This window comes from Chryseobacterium sp. BLS98 (assembly GCF_001045445.1).
Classification (GTDB): Bacteria; Bacteroidota; Bacteroidia; order Flavobacteriales; family Weeksellaceae; genus Chryseobacterium.
In genome coordinates this window covers 852,167-866,142 of sequence record NZ_LFNF01000002.1, presented here as the reverse complement: position 1 = coordinate 866,142, position 13,976 = coordinate 852,167, and the positions used below count along the sequence as shown (strand labels likewise).

Below are 13,976 nucleotides of genomic sequence, written 5' to 3'. Positions count from 1 at the left end.
ATTGGTTAACATAATCTTAAAATTTGTTAATGTTTTTAAAGCGTATCAGATAGGAATTCAGTTAGTTAAGAGAAATGTCCTCAGGTGAGTTGGCCCACAGCAGATATTCTCCCCCCAGATTCTGCATAATCGACTTCCAAAGGGTCTGGTCGTTCGGAAGTGTATAATCCAGATTGTAGATATCCACTACAGTCCACATCTTCCTTTGTACCTCGTCATCAAGCTGTCCGGCAGACCATCCTGAGTATCCTGAGAAGATTTTTACATCATTAATGCTCAATTCCTTATTAAGGACTGCGCTGATGATGCTTTCAATGTCTTCCGTGATATAAAAGTCCTTGTTGATCTCAGAATACACCTCAGTAACCTTTTTATTCTTAACGATAAAAAAGACCTTATCATTTTCGACAGGGCCGCCGTCATAGACCTCTATTTTGAAATCAAAAAAGTTTTTGAACTTACTACTCATCTGGCCGTTTTTCTTGTTCAATATCAAACCAAATGCACCGCTTTCGTTATGCTCAACGATCAGAACCACCGATCTCGAAAAAATATCGCCGGAAATGTCAGGTGTGGAAATTAATATTTTACCTTTGTATGAGTAATTCATACTCAAATTTAATAAAAAATATTTATGGAAAACCTGCACGACAAAAGAAAAGTGTATGAGAAATCCCAACTTATTGAAAGTGAGATAAAACAAAATCCAATTGAGCAGTTCAGGGATTGGTTTCTGGATGCAAGCAATAACCCGTCCGTTTCGGAAGCCAATGCCATGGCCGTTTCTACCTTAGAAGAAGATGGATGCCCGAGGACAAGAATGGTGCTGCTTAAAGAATATACTTACGAAGGATTTATTTTTTACACGAACTACAACAGTAGGAAAGGAAGGGCCATAGAAAGCAATCATAAAGCCTGTCTTCATTTTTTCTGGCCGAATCTTGAAAGACAGATCATCATCAAAGCCAATCTTGAAAGAATTGCTGAAAACCTCAGCGATGGCTATTTCCACTCAAGGCCTAAAGGGAGTCAGCTAGGGGCCGTTGTTTCACCACAGAGCCAGGCAATTCCTGATAGAGAGTTTCTTGAAGAAAGATTAAAAAAACTGGAAAAAGAATACGAAAACAGCGAAGTGCCGAGACCGGCTAACTGGGGCGGATATATTGCAAAACCCTACGAAATAGAATTTTGGCAGGGAAGACCCAACCGGCTCCATGACAGGATTATTTATCAGCTTGAAGATCTGGACTGGAAAATTTCCCGTCTTGCACCCTAAGTCTGAATTTACTTTACATTTATTTCAATTTAAATCAATAGTAGCGGGTTTTAGCCCGCTTTTAATGTATAGCAGATCTAAGGCTTTAGCCAAAACAAAAAATAATAAACAAAAAAAGACCGTTTCCTGAGAAACGGTCTTGAATTTTCTAATCTGAATGATTATTTTTTCTTAGCACCAGAAACTGCATTTGATAAATCAGCTCCTGCCTTGAATTTAGCAACTTTTTTAGCAGCAATTTTAATTGGTTTTTTTGTTGCAGGGTTGATCCCTTGTCTAGCTGCTCTCTCAGCTACTGAGAAAGTACCGAATCCTACTAAAGAAACTTTTCCGTCTTTTTTCTTTAGAGTAGTAGTTACATTACCAATGAATGATTCTAAAGCAGCTTTAGCTGCAACTTTAGTGATTCCTGCATCTTTTGCGATTGCGTCGATTAATTCAGACTTGTTCATAATTTTTAATATTAAGTTAGTTCGTAATTATAGCAAATATAATACTATTTTCTAATTGTGCAATTATTTTATTAAAAGTTATAAAATTTTTTTAGTTTTTGCTGAAAACAGTTAAAATATGATAATTTCGTTTTTCACGTAAAATCTACGTTACCGCTCACTAAAATCATGCCAAATGCTTATGAGTATTGACTTTAGCAAAAAATTAATATTATTTCCTGTATTTATTAAATCCTGAATTATGTGTAAAGTATTAATATTTTCATCGATATGTTTGCTGATTTTATAAACAATGTCTTGAAAACTTGTGTAATATAAAATTAAATAGCTGGGTCTGTGGGAGTTTTAAAATGATTTCAAACACCCGATTTATTAATTTTTATTAATAAATTTGCAGAATGTTAATAGAAGTTTTCAAGTCTAAAATCCACAGGGTAAGGGTTACAGCCTCTGACCTTAATTATATTGGGAGTATAACGATTGACGAAGATCTTATAGAAGCTGCCGGTCTGGTAGTAGGAGAAAGGGTCTATATCGTCAATGTGAATAATGGAGAACGTTTTGATACCTATGTGATCAAAGGAAAAAGAAAATCCGGCGAAGTATGTTTAAACGGACCTGCTGCAAGAAAAGTTCAGAAAGATGATATCATTATTATCATTGCCTATGCACAGATGACGCCTGAAGAAGCAAAAGTCTTCCAGCCGAAAATCGTTTTTCCGGATGAAAAAACAAATCTTCTAACCTAATTTATGGAGAAAGAATCAAAGAGCCCCATAAAATCAATACTAACAATAGTAATATCGCTTGCTTTTGCAGGCTTTTTTTTATGGCTTGCATTAAAAGGACTTGATTTTAAAGTAATCAGGGCATCTCTTGCTAAGGCTAATTATCTCTGGGTACTGTTTGCTGCCGTTTTTGGACTTCTGGCCTACTGGTTCAGGGCTGTGCGCTGGAACTTAATGCTGGAGCCGATGGGACACAAAATTTCCAATTCCAATTCACTCTGGTCCATATCTTTTGGATATCTGATGAATCTTACCATTCCCAGAAGTGGGGAAGTAGCAAGAGCTACCGCTTTATATGGTGTGGAAAAAGTTCCGGTGGATCAGTCTTTCGGGACCATCATTCTGGAAAGAGTAGTAGACCTTATCTGTATGCTTGGATTTTTGGGACTGACCCTTTTATTCAAATATGAAGCGATCCTGTCCTTTTATGAAAATTCAGGCGTTAACCTTAATCCGAATAAGATCCTCTTGATTCTCCTTGTTCTTGCGGTGGGAACTGTTTTGTTTTTTGTTTTCAAAAAAAAATTGGCAGATATTCCTTTTTTAGGGAAAATTGTGAATTTTATTGACGGTATTTTCCAGGGGTTAACTACCATATTTAAATTAAAAGAGAAAGGGAAATTTATCCTTTACACATTAGGAATCTGGATATGCTATTATTTTGCAGCTTATCTTGTCTGCTTTGCACTTCCTGAAACTTCAAATTTTACTGTAGCTGACGGCTTTTTTATTATTGTAGTCGGTACCCTCGGAATGATCATTCCTGCGAGTGGCGGGATCGGTGCATTTAATCTGGCAATGAAATACGGATTTATGGCCTTGTTTATCTCAATGGGGAAAAGTGCAGAATTGGGTGGCGAGATGGGCCTGACTTATTCATTCATTTCTCTTCCGCTGCAGATTACCATTATGTTGGTGATGGGCTTGACTTCTATTCCTATGCTGGCAAAAGCAAGAGAGAAAGCAGTTGCTGATAAAGAATTTGAAAATTAAGTTCAATAATAACTTTTAATCATACAGGTCCAGTTTTTTAATTGGACTTTTTTTATGTTAAAACCCTATTAAAATAGAACATTACCGCATGTCATTCACTTTTTTATCAATAAATTTGGTCAGCTCACAAATCAAATTTATCTTAAACAAAAAATAATTTATAAACTAAGACACTATGGCAATTAATTTACAGAAAGGACAAAAAATAGAAATCGGACTTACAAAAATGACAATAGGACTGGGCTGGGACCCGAATGAAGGAACCGGTTTTGATTTCGACCTGGATGCCTCTGCCATCATGATTGATGCTGACAGAAAATTAATCACTGAAGAATGTTTTGTTTTCTATAATAACCTGCAGTCTCCCGATGGTGCACTAACCCATACAGGAGATGATCCTAGCGGTAAAAACAGTGATGGCGACGATGATGAAGCGATTATTGTAGATCTTGAAAAAGTAGACCCCAGAGCAGAAGAAATTCTTTTTGTAGTAACTATCGAAGACTTTGAAAGAAGAAAACAGAATTTCGGACAGGTGAGGAATTCATACATCAGAATTGTAGATAACAGTACCGGCCAGGAGATTGCAAAATATGAGCTGGATGAAGATTTTTCTATTGAAACCGGAGTGGAATTCGGAAGATTATACAAAAGAAACGGAAGCTGGAAATTTGAAGCTTCAGGAATAGGATACAGGGCAGACCTTGCTTTCTTCCTTGAGAAATATTACAAAGGGCAGATCATTAAATAATTATATTTCAAATACACAAAACTATAACTATGGCAATTAATTTACAGAAGGGTCAAACCATTGATTTAAGAAAAAATGACCGCGGAGAAAGTGTTTATGACCTTTCAAAAGTAACGATCGGTTTAGGATGGGATGTCAGAAAACAGGGCGGTTTTTTTGGAAAACTGTTCAGTAAAGAAGCGGAATACGATCTTGATGCGGTAGCATTTCTTCTGGATGGAAACGGAAAAGTAGCCAATCTGGGAAGGACAGTACAAACCAACGACGGAAGACAGATCGCACTTTACCAGGGTGATGTGGTTTTCTTCAATTCTATGCAGCATCCAAGCGGAAATATATGGCTGACCGGAGATAACAGAACCGGAGCCGGAGATGGTGACGATGAACAGATCATTGTAAAGCTTGACCAGCTTGATCAAAGTTATCAGAAAATACTATTCCTGGTGACTATTTACCAGGGAAAACAAAATAACCAGCATTTCGGGATGATAGAGAATGCCTTTATCCGTGCTGTAGATGCCAAAGGAAAAGAGATTACAAAATACAGTCTTTCAGGTGATGCAAGTATGAACGGAAAATGTGCGATGGTTTTTGCCGAAGCCTACCGTCACAACGGTGACTGGAAGTTCCGTGCATTAGGAGAGCCTCACCAGACTGATAATTTTATTGAGATCCTGAAGCAGTACGCATACAGCAACTAACCCAATTTTACCCAACCTAATGGCCGGCAGGGAAGTTTTCAACTTCCACTGCCGGCTTCAGAAATACTATTATCTTACCCATGAGCAGGAGATTATTAGCATACTTTTTACTGGACACTTCCGGTTCTATGAATGGTGAACCTATCCAGGCACTCAATAACGGATTTAACGGGCTGATAAGCATGCTTCGTGCAGATCCCCAAGCGATGGAAAGCCTTCATCTGAGTGTCATCACTTTTGACCGGGAAGTTAAAAATATCATTCCGCTGACTGATCTGGCAGGTTTTTATCCTATGGAGATCACTTGTCCCGACAGTGGGCCCACCCATACCGGGGTAGCCCTGGAAATGGTCTCGGAATTGGTAAAAAAAGAACTGATCAGAGGTTCCTCCGATGGAAAGGATGACTGGAGGCCGCTGCTTTTTATATTTACAGACGGAAAACCGTCAGATATTCAAAAATACAGGCAGATGATCCCGATGATCAGAGAAATGGAATTCGGGGCTATTGTGGGCTGTGCTGCAGGCCCTAAAGCAGATGAACAGTTCTTAAAAGAGCTTACCGACCATGTGGTAAAGCTGGATACTACCGATGCGATAACGCTTTCCTCATTTTTCAAATGGGTAAGTTCATCCATCACCATGGGTGGAAAATCGCAGGGAACCGGAGAAAATGTTCCGTTGCCTCCTCCTCCTTCTGAGCTTAATATTATTATCTAAATCACTTTGTCTTTATAAATCATGAGAAGACTGCCCATTTATTTTTTAGTCGATGTCTCCGAATCTATGGTGGGAGAACCTATTGAGCAGGTACAGGAAGGTATTGCCAATATCATCAGAGAATTAAAGAAAGATCCGTATTCACTTGAAACGGTCTATATTTCCATTATAGGCTTTGCCGGAGAGGCAGAGGTTATTACACCGTTGCAGGATATCATCAGTTTTTATCCGCCAAAGATCCCGATTGGAAGCGGTACGTCGCTGTCTCAGGGTTTGATTAAAGTGATGGATTGCATAGACAGAGATATTGTGAAAACCACCTACGAAAGAAAAGGAGACTGGAAACCGATTGTTTTTCTTTTCACAGATGGTGTTCCTACCGATGATGCTACAAAAGCTATCGAAAGATGGAACAACAAATACCACGGAAAGTCCAATACCATAGCTGTATCTATTGGCGAAAATACGAACTATAAGCTGCTCGGAACTTTATCTGACAATGTTTTACTATTTAATAATTCTGATGAAAATTCCTATAAAGAGTTTTTCAAATGGGTGACGGATTCCATTAAAACCACCAGCCAGAGTGTTACCGAAGCCAATAAAGAGGGAATTAATCTTTCCAAAATAGATTCCCTTATCCTGGAAAAAGTAAACCCTGAACTGGAACAGAAGTTTCCGGACAATAATTTTGTGGTTCTGAACGGGAAATGCTCGGAAACAGAGAAATTATATTTAATGAAGTTTAAAAAAACATTCTCTGAATCAAGCATACCGGGAATGTCTACAAGATATTACAGACTGGATGGAGCTTATAAAATTGATGAAAAAGCCTATTTCAGGCTCTCTTCTTCCTTTAAAAGTAACCTTAAAATTTCCGTGGAAGAGCTTCAGGGAAGTACTTCGTGCCCTCACTGTGCCAACCCAATTGCATTAGCAACCTGTTCATGTGGCGGGATCCACTGTCTGCGGGGGGAAGGCTACAATAAATGTCCGTGGTGTGGAACTTCGGATTATTATGGGTTTTCCAGTGAAGGATTTGATATTAACAGAACATTAGGATAAGGAAGATTATCACGCAGGAAACAAACCATGGAAAAAGCTGTTATTTACAGAGAAAAAGAAGAATTTAAAGATTTTCATCTGGTGCTTAAAAATGCCAGTTCCAATCAGTTTTATGAGTTCAGTTTTGAGCTGGATGATTTTCCAAATATAAGGATCAGAAATATCGCTAATCTTCAGGAGACAGGACTTGCTTTCGAAAATAATAAATTGTCGGGAATGCCTTATGTTAATAATGTTCACGATCTTGATATTGAATTCTATCATATCCATGACGAAGGCAGTACAGAGATTAAGAAGGTGCATCTGTTCATTAATGCTGATCCCAAAGATCTCTGGAAAAATATCCCAAGCGATACAGCCGATATGTATCATAAACCTGACGAAGATTCCTGCAAAGGAAATTTTTTAGATAAAAAAATCACCGTTGTCTCCAAAAGAGGACGTTCTCATGCCCACGAAGGAAAATTCAGGGACGATGATTTTGCAGTAAAAGCTCTTCCCGGAGGCTGGTTTATTGCTTCTGTTGCAGATGGAGCCGGCTCCGCGGTTTTGGCAAGGGAAGGTTCCAGGCTGGCTGTTAGTTCAGTTAGCAGTTTTTTCAGCTCTGAAGATATCTTGAATGATATCGAAAAAAATATTAAAGATATTTACTCCTTTCATGCCTCAAAAGAAATACGGCCCGAAGCCGGAGAAAATGTTATTCGACGTTTGTATGAAGGTGTTTATCAGGTTTACCATGTTTTAGATAAAACTGCAGTAGAAAATTCTTTTTCTATAAAAGATCTTCATACAACGCTGGTATTTACATTAACTAAAAAATTCGATTTTGGGTATGTAATCCTTAGTTTTGGAGTTGGAGATTGCCCGATCAGCCTGATTAGTCCTGACTTTTCTCAAGTAAAGCTTCTGAACCGAATGGATGTAGGTGAATTTGGAGGCGGAACCCGTTTTGTTACCATGAAAGAGATCTTTAATGATGATATAGCCTCAAGGTTTGCGGTCACCTGCGTGAACGATTTTTCTTATCTTGTACTGATGACAGACGGTATTTATGATCCTAAATTCATAACGGAAAGCCGCCTTGAAGACATAGAAATCTGGAAAGCGTTTTTTAATGACCTTGGCGGGAGTAATGACGACCGTGCTAAGGTAGATTTCATCAATGACACAGATATTGATGAGCAGCTTCTCCTCTGGACCGATTTCTGGAGCCGGGGAAATCATGATGACAGAACACTGGCTATAATCTATTAAACATGAAAAAGACCGTTAAAGTTACTTCCATTCTTGACTCAGCCATATCCTATGAATATGTGGATGAAAGCCCTATCCGCGGCGGGGTGAAAGATGTTTACTTTTCGCCGGACAGGGAATATGTGGTTGCTTTTTACCGGAACCCTCTGGATACTGGACAGAAAGAGCGTATTATGAGAATTGTTTCCACCTATCTGGGGAATATTAAAAACGGAAATTCAGCAGATTATTTTCTGAACGAAATATTCAGATGGCCGTATGATATTGTTGAAAAAGGAAAGCTGACGGGAATTGTGGTTCCCATTTACCATCAAAAATTCTTTTTTGCAAAAGGATATGTGGGGTCAGATAATATCCAGGGTCAGGATAAGGTAGGGAAATGGTTCACGGCTCCCATGTTCAGAAACCAGCAGTACCCTTTAAGGCTGGACCATTCCGAACTCGGGGATTGGCTCAGCTATTTCCAGATCACAATTAATATCAGCAGGGGAGTCAAAAAGCTTCACCAGATGGGGCTGGCCCATTCGGATCTTTCCTATAACAATATTCTGATCGATCCGGTTACAAAATCGGCCTGCATCATCGATATAGACGGCCTGGTGGTTCCGAAATTATTTCCGCCGGAAGTAATCGGAACAGCAGATTTTATTGCTCCCGAAGTTTTAAAGACCAAGCATCTGAATATGCAGGATCCCGGAAGGCATCTGCCTGATCAGAAAACTGACCTTCATGCACTGGCTGTACTGATTTATATGTATCTGTTCAGAAGACATCCTTTGAGGGGAGGAAAAATCTGGGATCTGGATTCCGAAAAAGATGAAATAATTTCTATGGGTGAAAAAGCTCTGTTCGTGGAGCATCCCACAGACCCGTCCAATCAGGTGAAAGCAGAACATCTGAGAAAATGGGACACTTTCTGGGGCGATCCGCAAAAAATTCCGTTCACGGCGGCCGGTCCTTATCTTTCCGAGTTGTTTAAAAAAGCATTTATAGATGGGCTTCACGATCCTATCCGCCGCCCTACAGCCAACGAATGGGAAGCTGCGTTGCTGAAGACCGCCGATTTGATACAGCCCTGTCACAAGCCGGAATGTACGGAAAAATGGTATGTATTTGATAACAGGAACAAACCCAAATGTCCTTTCTGCGGGACACCTCACCGGGGAACACTTCCCGTACTGGATCTGTATTTTCAATTCGATGGGGAGGTATGGAAACCTGAAAACCATAGGTTGATGGTGTATAATAATCAGTATTTATTCAAATGGCATGTTTCAAGAAAAGTGATCAGAAATGAAAACCTTACCATGCAGGATAAAATGCCGGTAGGTTATTTTACTTTTCATCATGAGAAATGGGTGTTCGTGAATCAGAGCTTAACTTCTATGAAAGATGTTACTGAACAGAAAGAAATTCCGACGGGATCTATGGTAGAGCTGACAGATGGGAAAAAGATACTGCTGTCTGCAGAAGAAGGTGGAAGACTGATATTGGTGACGATGGCTAATCAGTAGGATGTGGGCTGACCACCCCGTCAGAAATTCTTTGAATTTTCGCCACCCCTCCAGGGGAGGGGAATACCTCCGAACGAGTGATAACCCGATAAGGATATTCAGTTTTTTTATAACTTAAGTAAATATTTATCTTTCAGAGAATTCCATAAAATAGGAATGATCATCTTCACCGACGATTTTAAAGCCTAAATCCGCGTATAAGTGTTGTGCTTTATTGGTTTTTAATACACTTAATGATACGGTTTTTCTTTCCGTGGAAGCTTCTTTCAGAATATCGGTTAAAATAGTTCTTCCGAGTCCTTTTCCCTGCTGATCAGGATCGATCTGAAGCTGAAGTACTTCCGTTTTATCAGCTGCTTTATTGATCTTCAGCAATCCTGCGGGCTCGTTGTTTAAAAGGATGATATTAGCCTTGTCAAACTGATAAAGAATTCTCTGGAGCGTAGATTCCCTGTCTGTCGGAAGGCCGGAATCAGCATAATGGGGATTCATGGTTTGGGTTCTCAGATCAAGAAGATAGTCTATATCATTTTCTGATGCTTTTCTGTAGGTGATAGTAGTGTTCATATTCACAAAAACAAATATATTAAAAACACCTTTATTTATATCAGTTCGAAGAAATCTCTTTTTCCGATTTTTACCTTTGTTTGTGCAAATAATTCAATCTCTTCATCAGGATCCGTTATTTTTATATGATTAACCTGAATACCTCCGCTTCGGATCATTCTCCGGATTGCCGATTTACTGAGGTCGGTTTTAAGCTTGCTGCAGAGTTCCACCAATATTATCCGGTTGTCTGTATGAGGCAACGAGTTTAAAGAAATGGGTTCATAAACTTTTTCTTCAGAATTTTTGCTTTGAAACTGACTGTTGAAGAAGCTTTCTGCAAGCCCGGCTGCTGCCTGATCATGGTATTGGGCAACAATATTTTTAGCAAGCATTTTTTTGATGATCATCGGGTTTTCACCATTTTGTAGTTTTAATTGTAAATCTGCTTTCTCCTCATCAGAGAAATCAGAAGCCAGATCGATAAACTCATCAATAAGACTGTCCGGGATCGACATGGTTTTTCCAAACATCTCATTCGGTTCATCGGTAAGTCCGATAATATTGTTCAGCGATTTGCTCATTTTTTCTTTGCCGTCAAGACCTTTAAGCAGAGGCATGCATATAACAATCTGTGCCGGCATCTGATGGGCTTCCTGAAGCTGCCTTCCCATCGTACAGTTGAAAAGCTGGTCTGTTCCGCCCATTTCAATATCGCATGCCATCTGTATAGAGTCGAAACCCTGAAGGATAGGATAAATAAGCTCATGCATTGCGATCGGGGTATTTTCGGTAAATCTTTTATTGAAATCTTTCCGGTGCATCAACTGGGCGACGGTAATTTTCGACATCAGCTGAATAACTTCCGTAAAACTGAGCTTATCCAGCCAATCGGAATTAAAAACAATTTTAGTTTTTTCTACATCAATAATCTTTGAAAGCTGATTGATGTACGTTTGCGCATTATGATTTACATCTTCGGCACTTAAAGGTTTCCGTGCCTTATTTTTCCCTGTCGGATCACCGATTCTTGCGGTGAAACTTCCTACTACAATCACAACCTGATGGCCCAGATCCTGAAACTGTTTTAGTTTTTTGAGCACTACAGCATGGCCCAGATGCAAATCCGGGGCTGTAGGATCAAATCCCAGTTTAATAATTAATTTCCTGTTTTCCTTTTCAGCCTGTTTCAGTTTCTCTTCCAGACCGTTTTCCGGAAGGATGATGGCTGTGTTTTCTTTTAGTGTGTTGATCATCTTTTTTTGATTTTAAATAAAAAAAGCCCGGACAATACTGTCCGGGCTCTATATTATGGATGTTATTCTTGTTAGATTACAGATATAGAAAGTCTTCCCGAACGGTTCGCCGGGGAGTAATACTCATTAAAAAATGGAAGACGCAATATGCTGTTTAAATGTTTCATTGATAGTGTAAATGTAGAAAAAAATTAAGATAAATCCAATATTTAAACCACTAAGATCTTCTGTAAAGTTCCATATCAGTTGAGATTTAAATTCACTGTTCTCGACAGTTGATTAATCTTAATGGTTTAAAATAAAGGTTTTCAAAACAATTTTACTTAGCGCTTTTGAAGCTAATTTCATGCCATAAATCTCTGTAAGCAAAAAATTAAAAACTGTTGTAATCGCACTATTTTAAACCCATATTTTGCAGTGTATAATTAAAATGACCAGCTCTCACATACACGTTTAAAGGTCGAATACAGGTTGCGAATAGGTATTTCTGATCTGCTCTTTCCAGATGTTGAGGTCTTCCTGGGAAGCTTTGTCTGCCCTGTCAAAAAAGAAATGCTGTATGATTTCAAAACCGCTGTACAGGAAGATTCCGTTGTCTGATGTTAAGGTAAGTGCTTTATCCACTCCCATACGCTCATATTCCTCATGGGACTTTCCGTGGGTGTTAATAATTACTGCTTTTTTGCCTTTTAAAAGTCCTTTCTGAACTCCTTGGTCATATCGGTAGGCAAAATTATAGCTGAAAACCCGGTCAATATACCCTTTCATAATGGCTGGCATTCCGGTCCACCAAATCGGGTAAATAAATGTGATAAATTCTGCCCAGGAAATGAAATCCTGTTCTGTTTTCACATCATCTGAAACCTTTCCGGCACGCTGGCCCTGCATATCTGCCAATGAAAGGACGGGATCAAATCCGATTTTGTTGAGGTCCCTTATTTCTATTTCGTGATTTTCTCTTTCAAGGCTTTCAACTACGGTTTGAAGAAGGCTGCTGTTTAAGCTGTTTTCGTTAGGATGTGCATAAATGATTAAATGTCTCATTGCTTTTGTATTTAAATTTTATGAGACAAATGTAGAGGAAGACAATTCGCAAAAATTGTAAGAAAACGAAATGCATTATGCCGATCCGGAACGGCAGATGTCATCCTGGAATTTTACATATTGGGAGGGTGAAAGATTGATAAAGTGTTTAAAATCGTGGATAAGCTGGCTCTGGTCATAATAGCCGCATTCATCAATAATATTGAACCATTCAATTTTTTTCTGATGGGCCAGTTCTTTTTCAATGATAGCAATTGCCTTGAGAAAACGGTTATAGCGGTTAAGTTCTTTAGAGGAATAGCCAAGTTTTGTTTTATGTTTCAACTGAATAGTTCTTTCACTCTGGTTGGTTTGTTTGGCAATTGCTTTGATAGGATTCAATGCGGGATTTTCAAAATGGCTCAGCAGGTGGATGGTCTCATCCTGATTTTGAAGGTAAGGTTTGCAAAACTCGAGAATATGATCGGTTTTCTCTTCGGGAGACGGAAAAACAGAGATCTGATGCCAGAGTTCTGTGAAACAATTATTATGAAGAAGTTCGTTGGGATGCGTGCCGTTTCCGGCTGCAAGGGCTTTGCCAAAGAACCTGTAGAAAGCATCATCTTTAAAATTGGCTACCAGAATAGAAGTTCCTGCCGGCAGCGTGTAATCAAAGGTCTGGCGTACCGGTCCCAAAACAATGCACTGGTTTACCTCCACGGTATTTTTTTCCTGAGTCGTCATAAAGGCATTTTCCCCAAAACAAAACAACATAATAGTCTGATAGGAGGGAAGCATGATTTTTGTAACAGGAACGAGCGAACTGTTTTCTGCATAATAAAAATAGGTGAATATGCTCTCGAATTCCTTAGGAACAGGGATTTTAAGCTGATGGTAATCCGGATGTAGTTCCTGCATGAAATGGTTTATTATTATGGATATATTTTCTTTCGTATAACTTCTGCTGTTCTTTGGTAAGTAAAGGATAGAACAGGTTCATCTGTATCAGGGCATAGTGCTTTACTGCTTCGTCTTTTTCAAGTTTAAAAGCAAGGCTATTGTGGATGATCCAGTTGTCTGCAATGATGAAAATCTGTGTAGTGAGGCCTCTGAGTATAAAATCCGGAATATCCTCTATAAAAATGCCGTCTTTCTGAAAGCCTTTGAAGATCTCCTGAAACTCATCTTTTCTGCTGATGTTAATAGATTCATACTGCGATTCTATAGCTGGAATATGTTTCAGAATATCAAAGAAATTCATAAATATAAAACGGAAAGAATAAAAGACTTCGTAGGTGGAAAATGTAAAATGATACAGATCTTCGAGGGTCTTATTCTCTATTTTCTGCAGATTGTTCAGTAAATCGTCCATTTTAAGGACCAGTTCAGAAAAAAGGATCTTAATAATATCTTCCGAATGTTTAAAATGATAGTGCAGATTTCCCGCACTGATATTCAGTTCTGCCGCAATGTGCCTTGTAGTAATGTTATTGTAGCCCTTTTCATTGAACAGCTCCATTGCTTTTGAAAGTATCTTGTCCTTTGTTTTCATTGTTCAAATATAAGAGAGTTTAAATTATATTTCAAAATTAGAACAAATGTTCTAATTTTTAATACATTTGTATTCTTAAATCGAAT

At 38.7% G+C, this 13,976-nt stretch carries 16 protein-coding genes; 9 read left to right on the top strand and 7 right to left on the bottom strand.

Annotated features, from left to right (window positions below; translation table 11 throughout):
* Positions 1–61: 61 nt before the first annotated feature.
* Entirely contained in the window at positions 62–610 is a 549-nt protein-coding gene (locus tag ACM40_RS08935) for a YqgE/AlgH family protein (protein ID WP_048502462.1), read from the bottom strand.
* 24 nt (positions 611–634) lie between these two features.
* Between ACM40_RS08935 and pdxH the strand changes: the two genes are divergently transcribed.
* Positions 635–1,276: a pyridoxamine 5'-phosphate oxidase gene (gene pdxH, locus ACM40_RS08930; RefSeq protein WP_048502461.1), complete on the top strand. Its 642-nt coding sequence runs from the start codon at positions 635–637 to the stop codon at positions 1,274–1,276.
* 161 nt (positions 1,277–1,437) lie between these two features.
* On the opposite strand, the gene ACM40_RS08925 is transcribed toward pdxH, so the two are convergent.
* On the bottom strand, positions 1,438–1,728 hold the full coding sequence (locus ACM40_RS08925) for an HU family DNA-binding protein (RefSeq protein WP_002976900.1): 291 nt from the start codon (positions 1,726–1,728) through the stop codon (positions 1,438–1,440).
* 398 nt (positions 1,729–2,126) lie between these two features.
* Here ACM40_RS08925 and panD point away from each other — a divergent pair, with 398 nt between their 5' ends.
* From panD to ACM40_RS08885, 8 genes are all read left to right on the top strand, one after another.
* The gene (gene panD / locus ACM40_RS08920) at positions 2,127–2,477 is read left to right on the top strand and encodes an aspartate 1-decarboxylase (RefSeq protein ID WP_040998077.1); all 351 of its coding nucleotides are present in this window, start codon (positions 2,127–2,129) and stop codon (positions 2,475–2,477) included.
* Positions 2,478–2,480: 3 nt separating this feature from the next.
* Positions 2,481–3,509 carry a lysylphosphatidylglycerol synthase transmembrane domain-containing protein gene (locus tag ACM40_RS08915; protein ID WP_048502460.1) on the top strand — a complete coding sequence of 343 codons (1,029 nt, stop codon included), beginning with the start codon at positions 2,481–2,483 and terminating at the stop codon, positions 3,507–3,509.
* Between the two features lie 175 nt (positions 3,510–3,684).
* Positions 3,685–4,260 carry a TerD family protein gene (locus ACM40_RS08910; RefSeq protein WP_048502459.1) on the top strand — a complete coding sequence of 192 codons (576 nt, stop codon included), beginning with the start codon at positions 3,685–3,687 and terminating at the stop codon, positions 4,258–4,260.
* A 29-nt stretch (positions 4,261–4,289) separates the two neighbouring features.
* Positions 4,290–4,961, top strand: coding sequence for a TerD family protein (locus ACM40_RS08905; RefSeq protein ID WP_048502458.1), 672 nt, complete (start codon positions 4,290–4,292; stop codon positions 4,959–4,961).
* An 80-nt stretch (positions 4,962–5,041) separates the two neighbouring features.
* Positions 5,042–5,680: a vWA domain-containing protein gene (locus ACM40_RS08900; RefSeq protein ID WP_048502457.1), complete on the top strand. Its 639-nt coding sequence runs from the start codon at positions 5,042–5,044 to the stop codon at positions 5,678–5,680.
* A gap of 21 nt (positions 5,681–5,701) precedes the next feature.
* Entirely contained in the window at positions 5,702–6,745 is a 1,044-nt protein-coding gene (locus ACM40_RS08895; RefSeq protein WP_048502456.1) for a TerY-C metal binding domain-containing protein, read from the top strand.
* A 27-nt stretch (positions 6,746–6,772) separates the two neighbouring features.
* Complete coding sequence (locus tag ACM40_RS08890) at positions 6,773–7,999, top strand: PP2C family serine/threonine-protein phosphatase (RefSeq protein WP_048502455.1); 1,227 nt, start codon at positions 6,773–6,775, stop codon at positions 7,997–7,999.
* 2 nt (positions 8,000–8,001) lie between these two features.
* The gene (locus ACM40_RS08885) at positions 8,002–9,513 is read left to right on the top strand and encodes a helix-hairpin-helix domain-containing protein (RefSeq protein WP_048502454.1); all 1,512 of its coding nucleotides are present in this window, start codon (positions 8,002–8,004) and stop codon (positions 9,511–9,513) included.
* A gap of 126 nt (positions 9,514–9,639) precedes the next feature.
* On the opposite strand, the gene ACM40_RS08880 is transcribed toward ACM40_RS08885, so the two are convergent.
* The 5 genes from ACM40_RS08880 to ACM40_RS08860 all read right to left on the bottom strand — a co-directional run bounded on the left by ACM40_RS08880 (position 9,640) and on the right by ACM40_RS08860 (position 13,890).
* The gene (locus ACM40_RS08880; protein ID WP_048502453.1) at positions 9,640–10,080 is read right to left on the bottom strand and encodes a GNAT family N-acetyltransferase; all 441 of its coding nucleotides are present in this window, start codon (positions 10,078–10,080) and stop codon (positions 9,640–9,642) included.
* Between the two features lie 35 nt (positions 10,081–10,115).
* Positions 10,116–11,315, bottom strand: a complete 1,200-nt coding sequence (gene tyrS / locus ACM40_RS08875; protein ID WP_048502452.1) for a tyrosine--tRNA ligase — start codon at positions 11,313–11,315, stop codon at positions 10,116–10,118.
* 453 nt (positions 11,316–11,768) lie between these two features.
* Positions 11,769–12,359, bottom strand: a complete 591-nt coding sequence (locus tag ACM40_RS08870) for an NAD(P)H-dependent oxidoreductase (protein WP_048502451.1) — start codon at positions 12,357–12,359, stop codon at positions 11,769–11,771.
* A 75-nt stretch (positions 12,360–12,434) separates the two neighbouring features.
* The gene (locus ACM40_RS08865) at positions 12,435–13,256 is read right to left on the bottom strand and encodes a helix-turn-helix domain-containing protein (protein WP_048502450.1); all 822 of its coding nucleotides are present in this window, start codon (positions 13,254–13,256) and stop codon (positions 12,435–12,437) included.
* The gene (locus tag ACM40_RS08860; protein ID WP_048502449.1) at positions 13,222–13,890 is read right to left on the bottom strand and encodes a TetR/AcrR family transcriptional regulator; all 669 of its coding nucleotides are present in this window, start codon (positions 13,888–13,890) and stop codon (positions 13,222–13,224) included. Before ACM40_RS08860 ends, ACM40_RS08865 begins: the two co-directional genes overlap by 35 nt.
* Positions 13,891–13,976 lie beyond the last annotated feature (86 nt).

What these genes read in the sequence shown, in the direction of transcription:
- ACM40_RS08925 (WP_002976900.1), bottom strand. Translation starts at nt 1,728, where the DNA reads ATGAACAAGTCTGAATTAATCGACGCAATCGCAAAAGATGCAGGAATC.
- ACM40_RS08895 (WP_048502456.1), top strand. Translation starts at nt 5,702, where the DNA reads ATGAGAAGACTGCCCATTTATTTTTTAGTCGATGTCTCCGAATCTATG.
- panD (WP_040998077.1), top strand. Translation starts at nt 2,127, where the DNA reads ATGTTAATAGAAGTTTTCAAGTCTAAAATCCACAGGGTAAGGGTTACA.
- ACM40_RS08910 (WP_048502459.1), top strand. Translation starts at nt 3,685, where the DNA reads ATGGCAATTAATTTACAGAAAGGACAAAAAATAGAAATCGGACTTACA.
- tyrS (WP_048502452.1), bottom strand. Translation starts at nt 11,315, where the DNA reads ATGATCAACACACTAAAAGAAAACACAGCCATCATCCTTCCGGAAAAC.
- ACM40_RS08935 (WP_048502462.1), bottom strand. Translation starts at nt 610, where the DNA reads ATGAATTACTCATACAAAGGTAAAATATTAATTTCCACACCTGACATT.
- ACM40_RS08860 (WP_048502449.1), bottom strand. Translation starts at nt 13,890, where the DNA reads ATGAAAACAAAGGACAAGATACTTTCAAAAGCAATGGAGCTGTTCAAT.
- pdxH (WP_048502461.1), top strand. Translation starts at nt 635, where the DNA reads ATGGAAAACCTGCACGACAAAAGAAAAGTGTATGAGAAATCCCAACTT.
- ACM40_RS08885 (WP_048502454.1), top strand. Translation starts at nt 8,002, where the DNA reads ATGAAAAAGACCGTTAAAGTTACTTCCATTCTTGACTCAGCCATATCC.
- ACM40_RS08905 (WP_048502458.1), top strand. Translation starts at nt 4,290, where the DNA reads ATGGCAATTAATTTACAGAAGGGTCAAACCATTGATTTAAGAAAAAAT.
- ACM40_RS08865 (WP_048502450.1), bottom strand. Translation starts at nt 13,256, where the DNA reads ATGCAGGAACTACATCCGGATTACCATCAGCTTAAAATCCCTGTTCCT.
- ACM40_RS08890 (WP_048502455.1), top strand. Translation starts at nt 6,773, where the DNA reads ATGGAAAAAGCTGTTATTTACAGAGAAAAAGAAGAATTTAAAGATTTT.
- ACM40_RS08880 (WP_048502453.1), bottom strand. Translation starts at nt 10,080, where the DNA reads ATGAACACTACTATCACCTACAGAAAAGCATCAGAAAATGATATAGAC.
- ACM40_RS08900 (WP_048502457.1), top strand. Translation starts at nt 5,042, where the DNA reads ATGAGCAGGAGATTATTAGCATACTTTTTACTGGACACTTCCGGTTCT.
- ACM40_RS08870 (WP_048502451.1), bottom strand. Translation starts at nt 12,359, where the DNA reads ATGAGACATTTAATCATTTATGCACATCCTAACGAAAACAGCTTAAAC.
- ACM40_RS08915 (WP_048502460.1), top strand. Translation starts at nt 2,481, where the DNA reads ATGGAGAAAGAATCAAAGAGCCCCATAAAATCAATACTAACAATAGTA.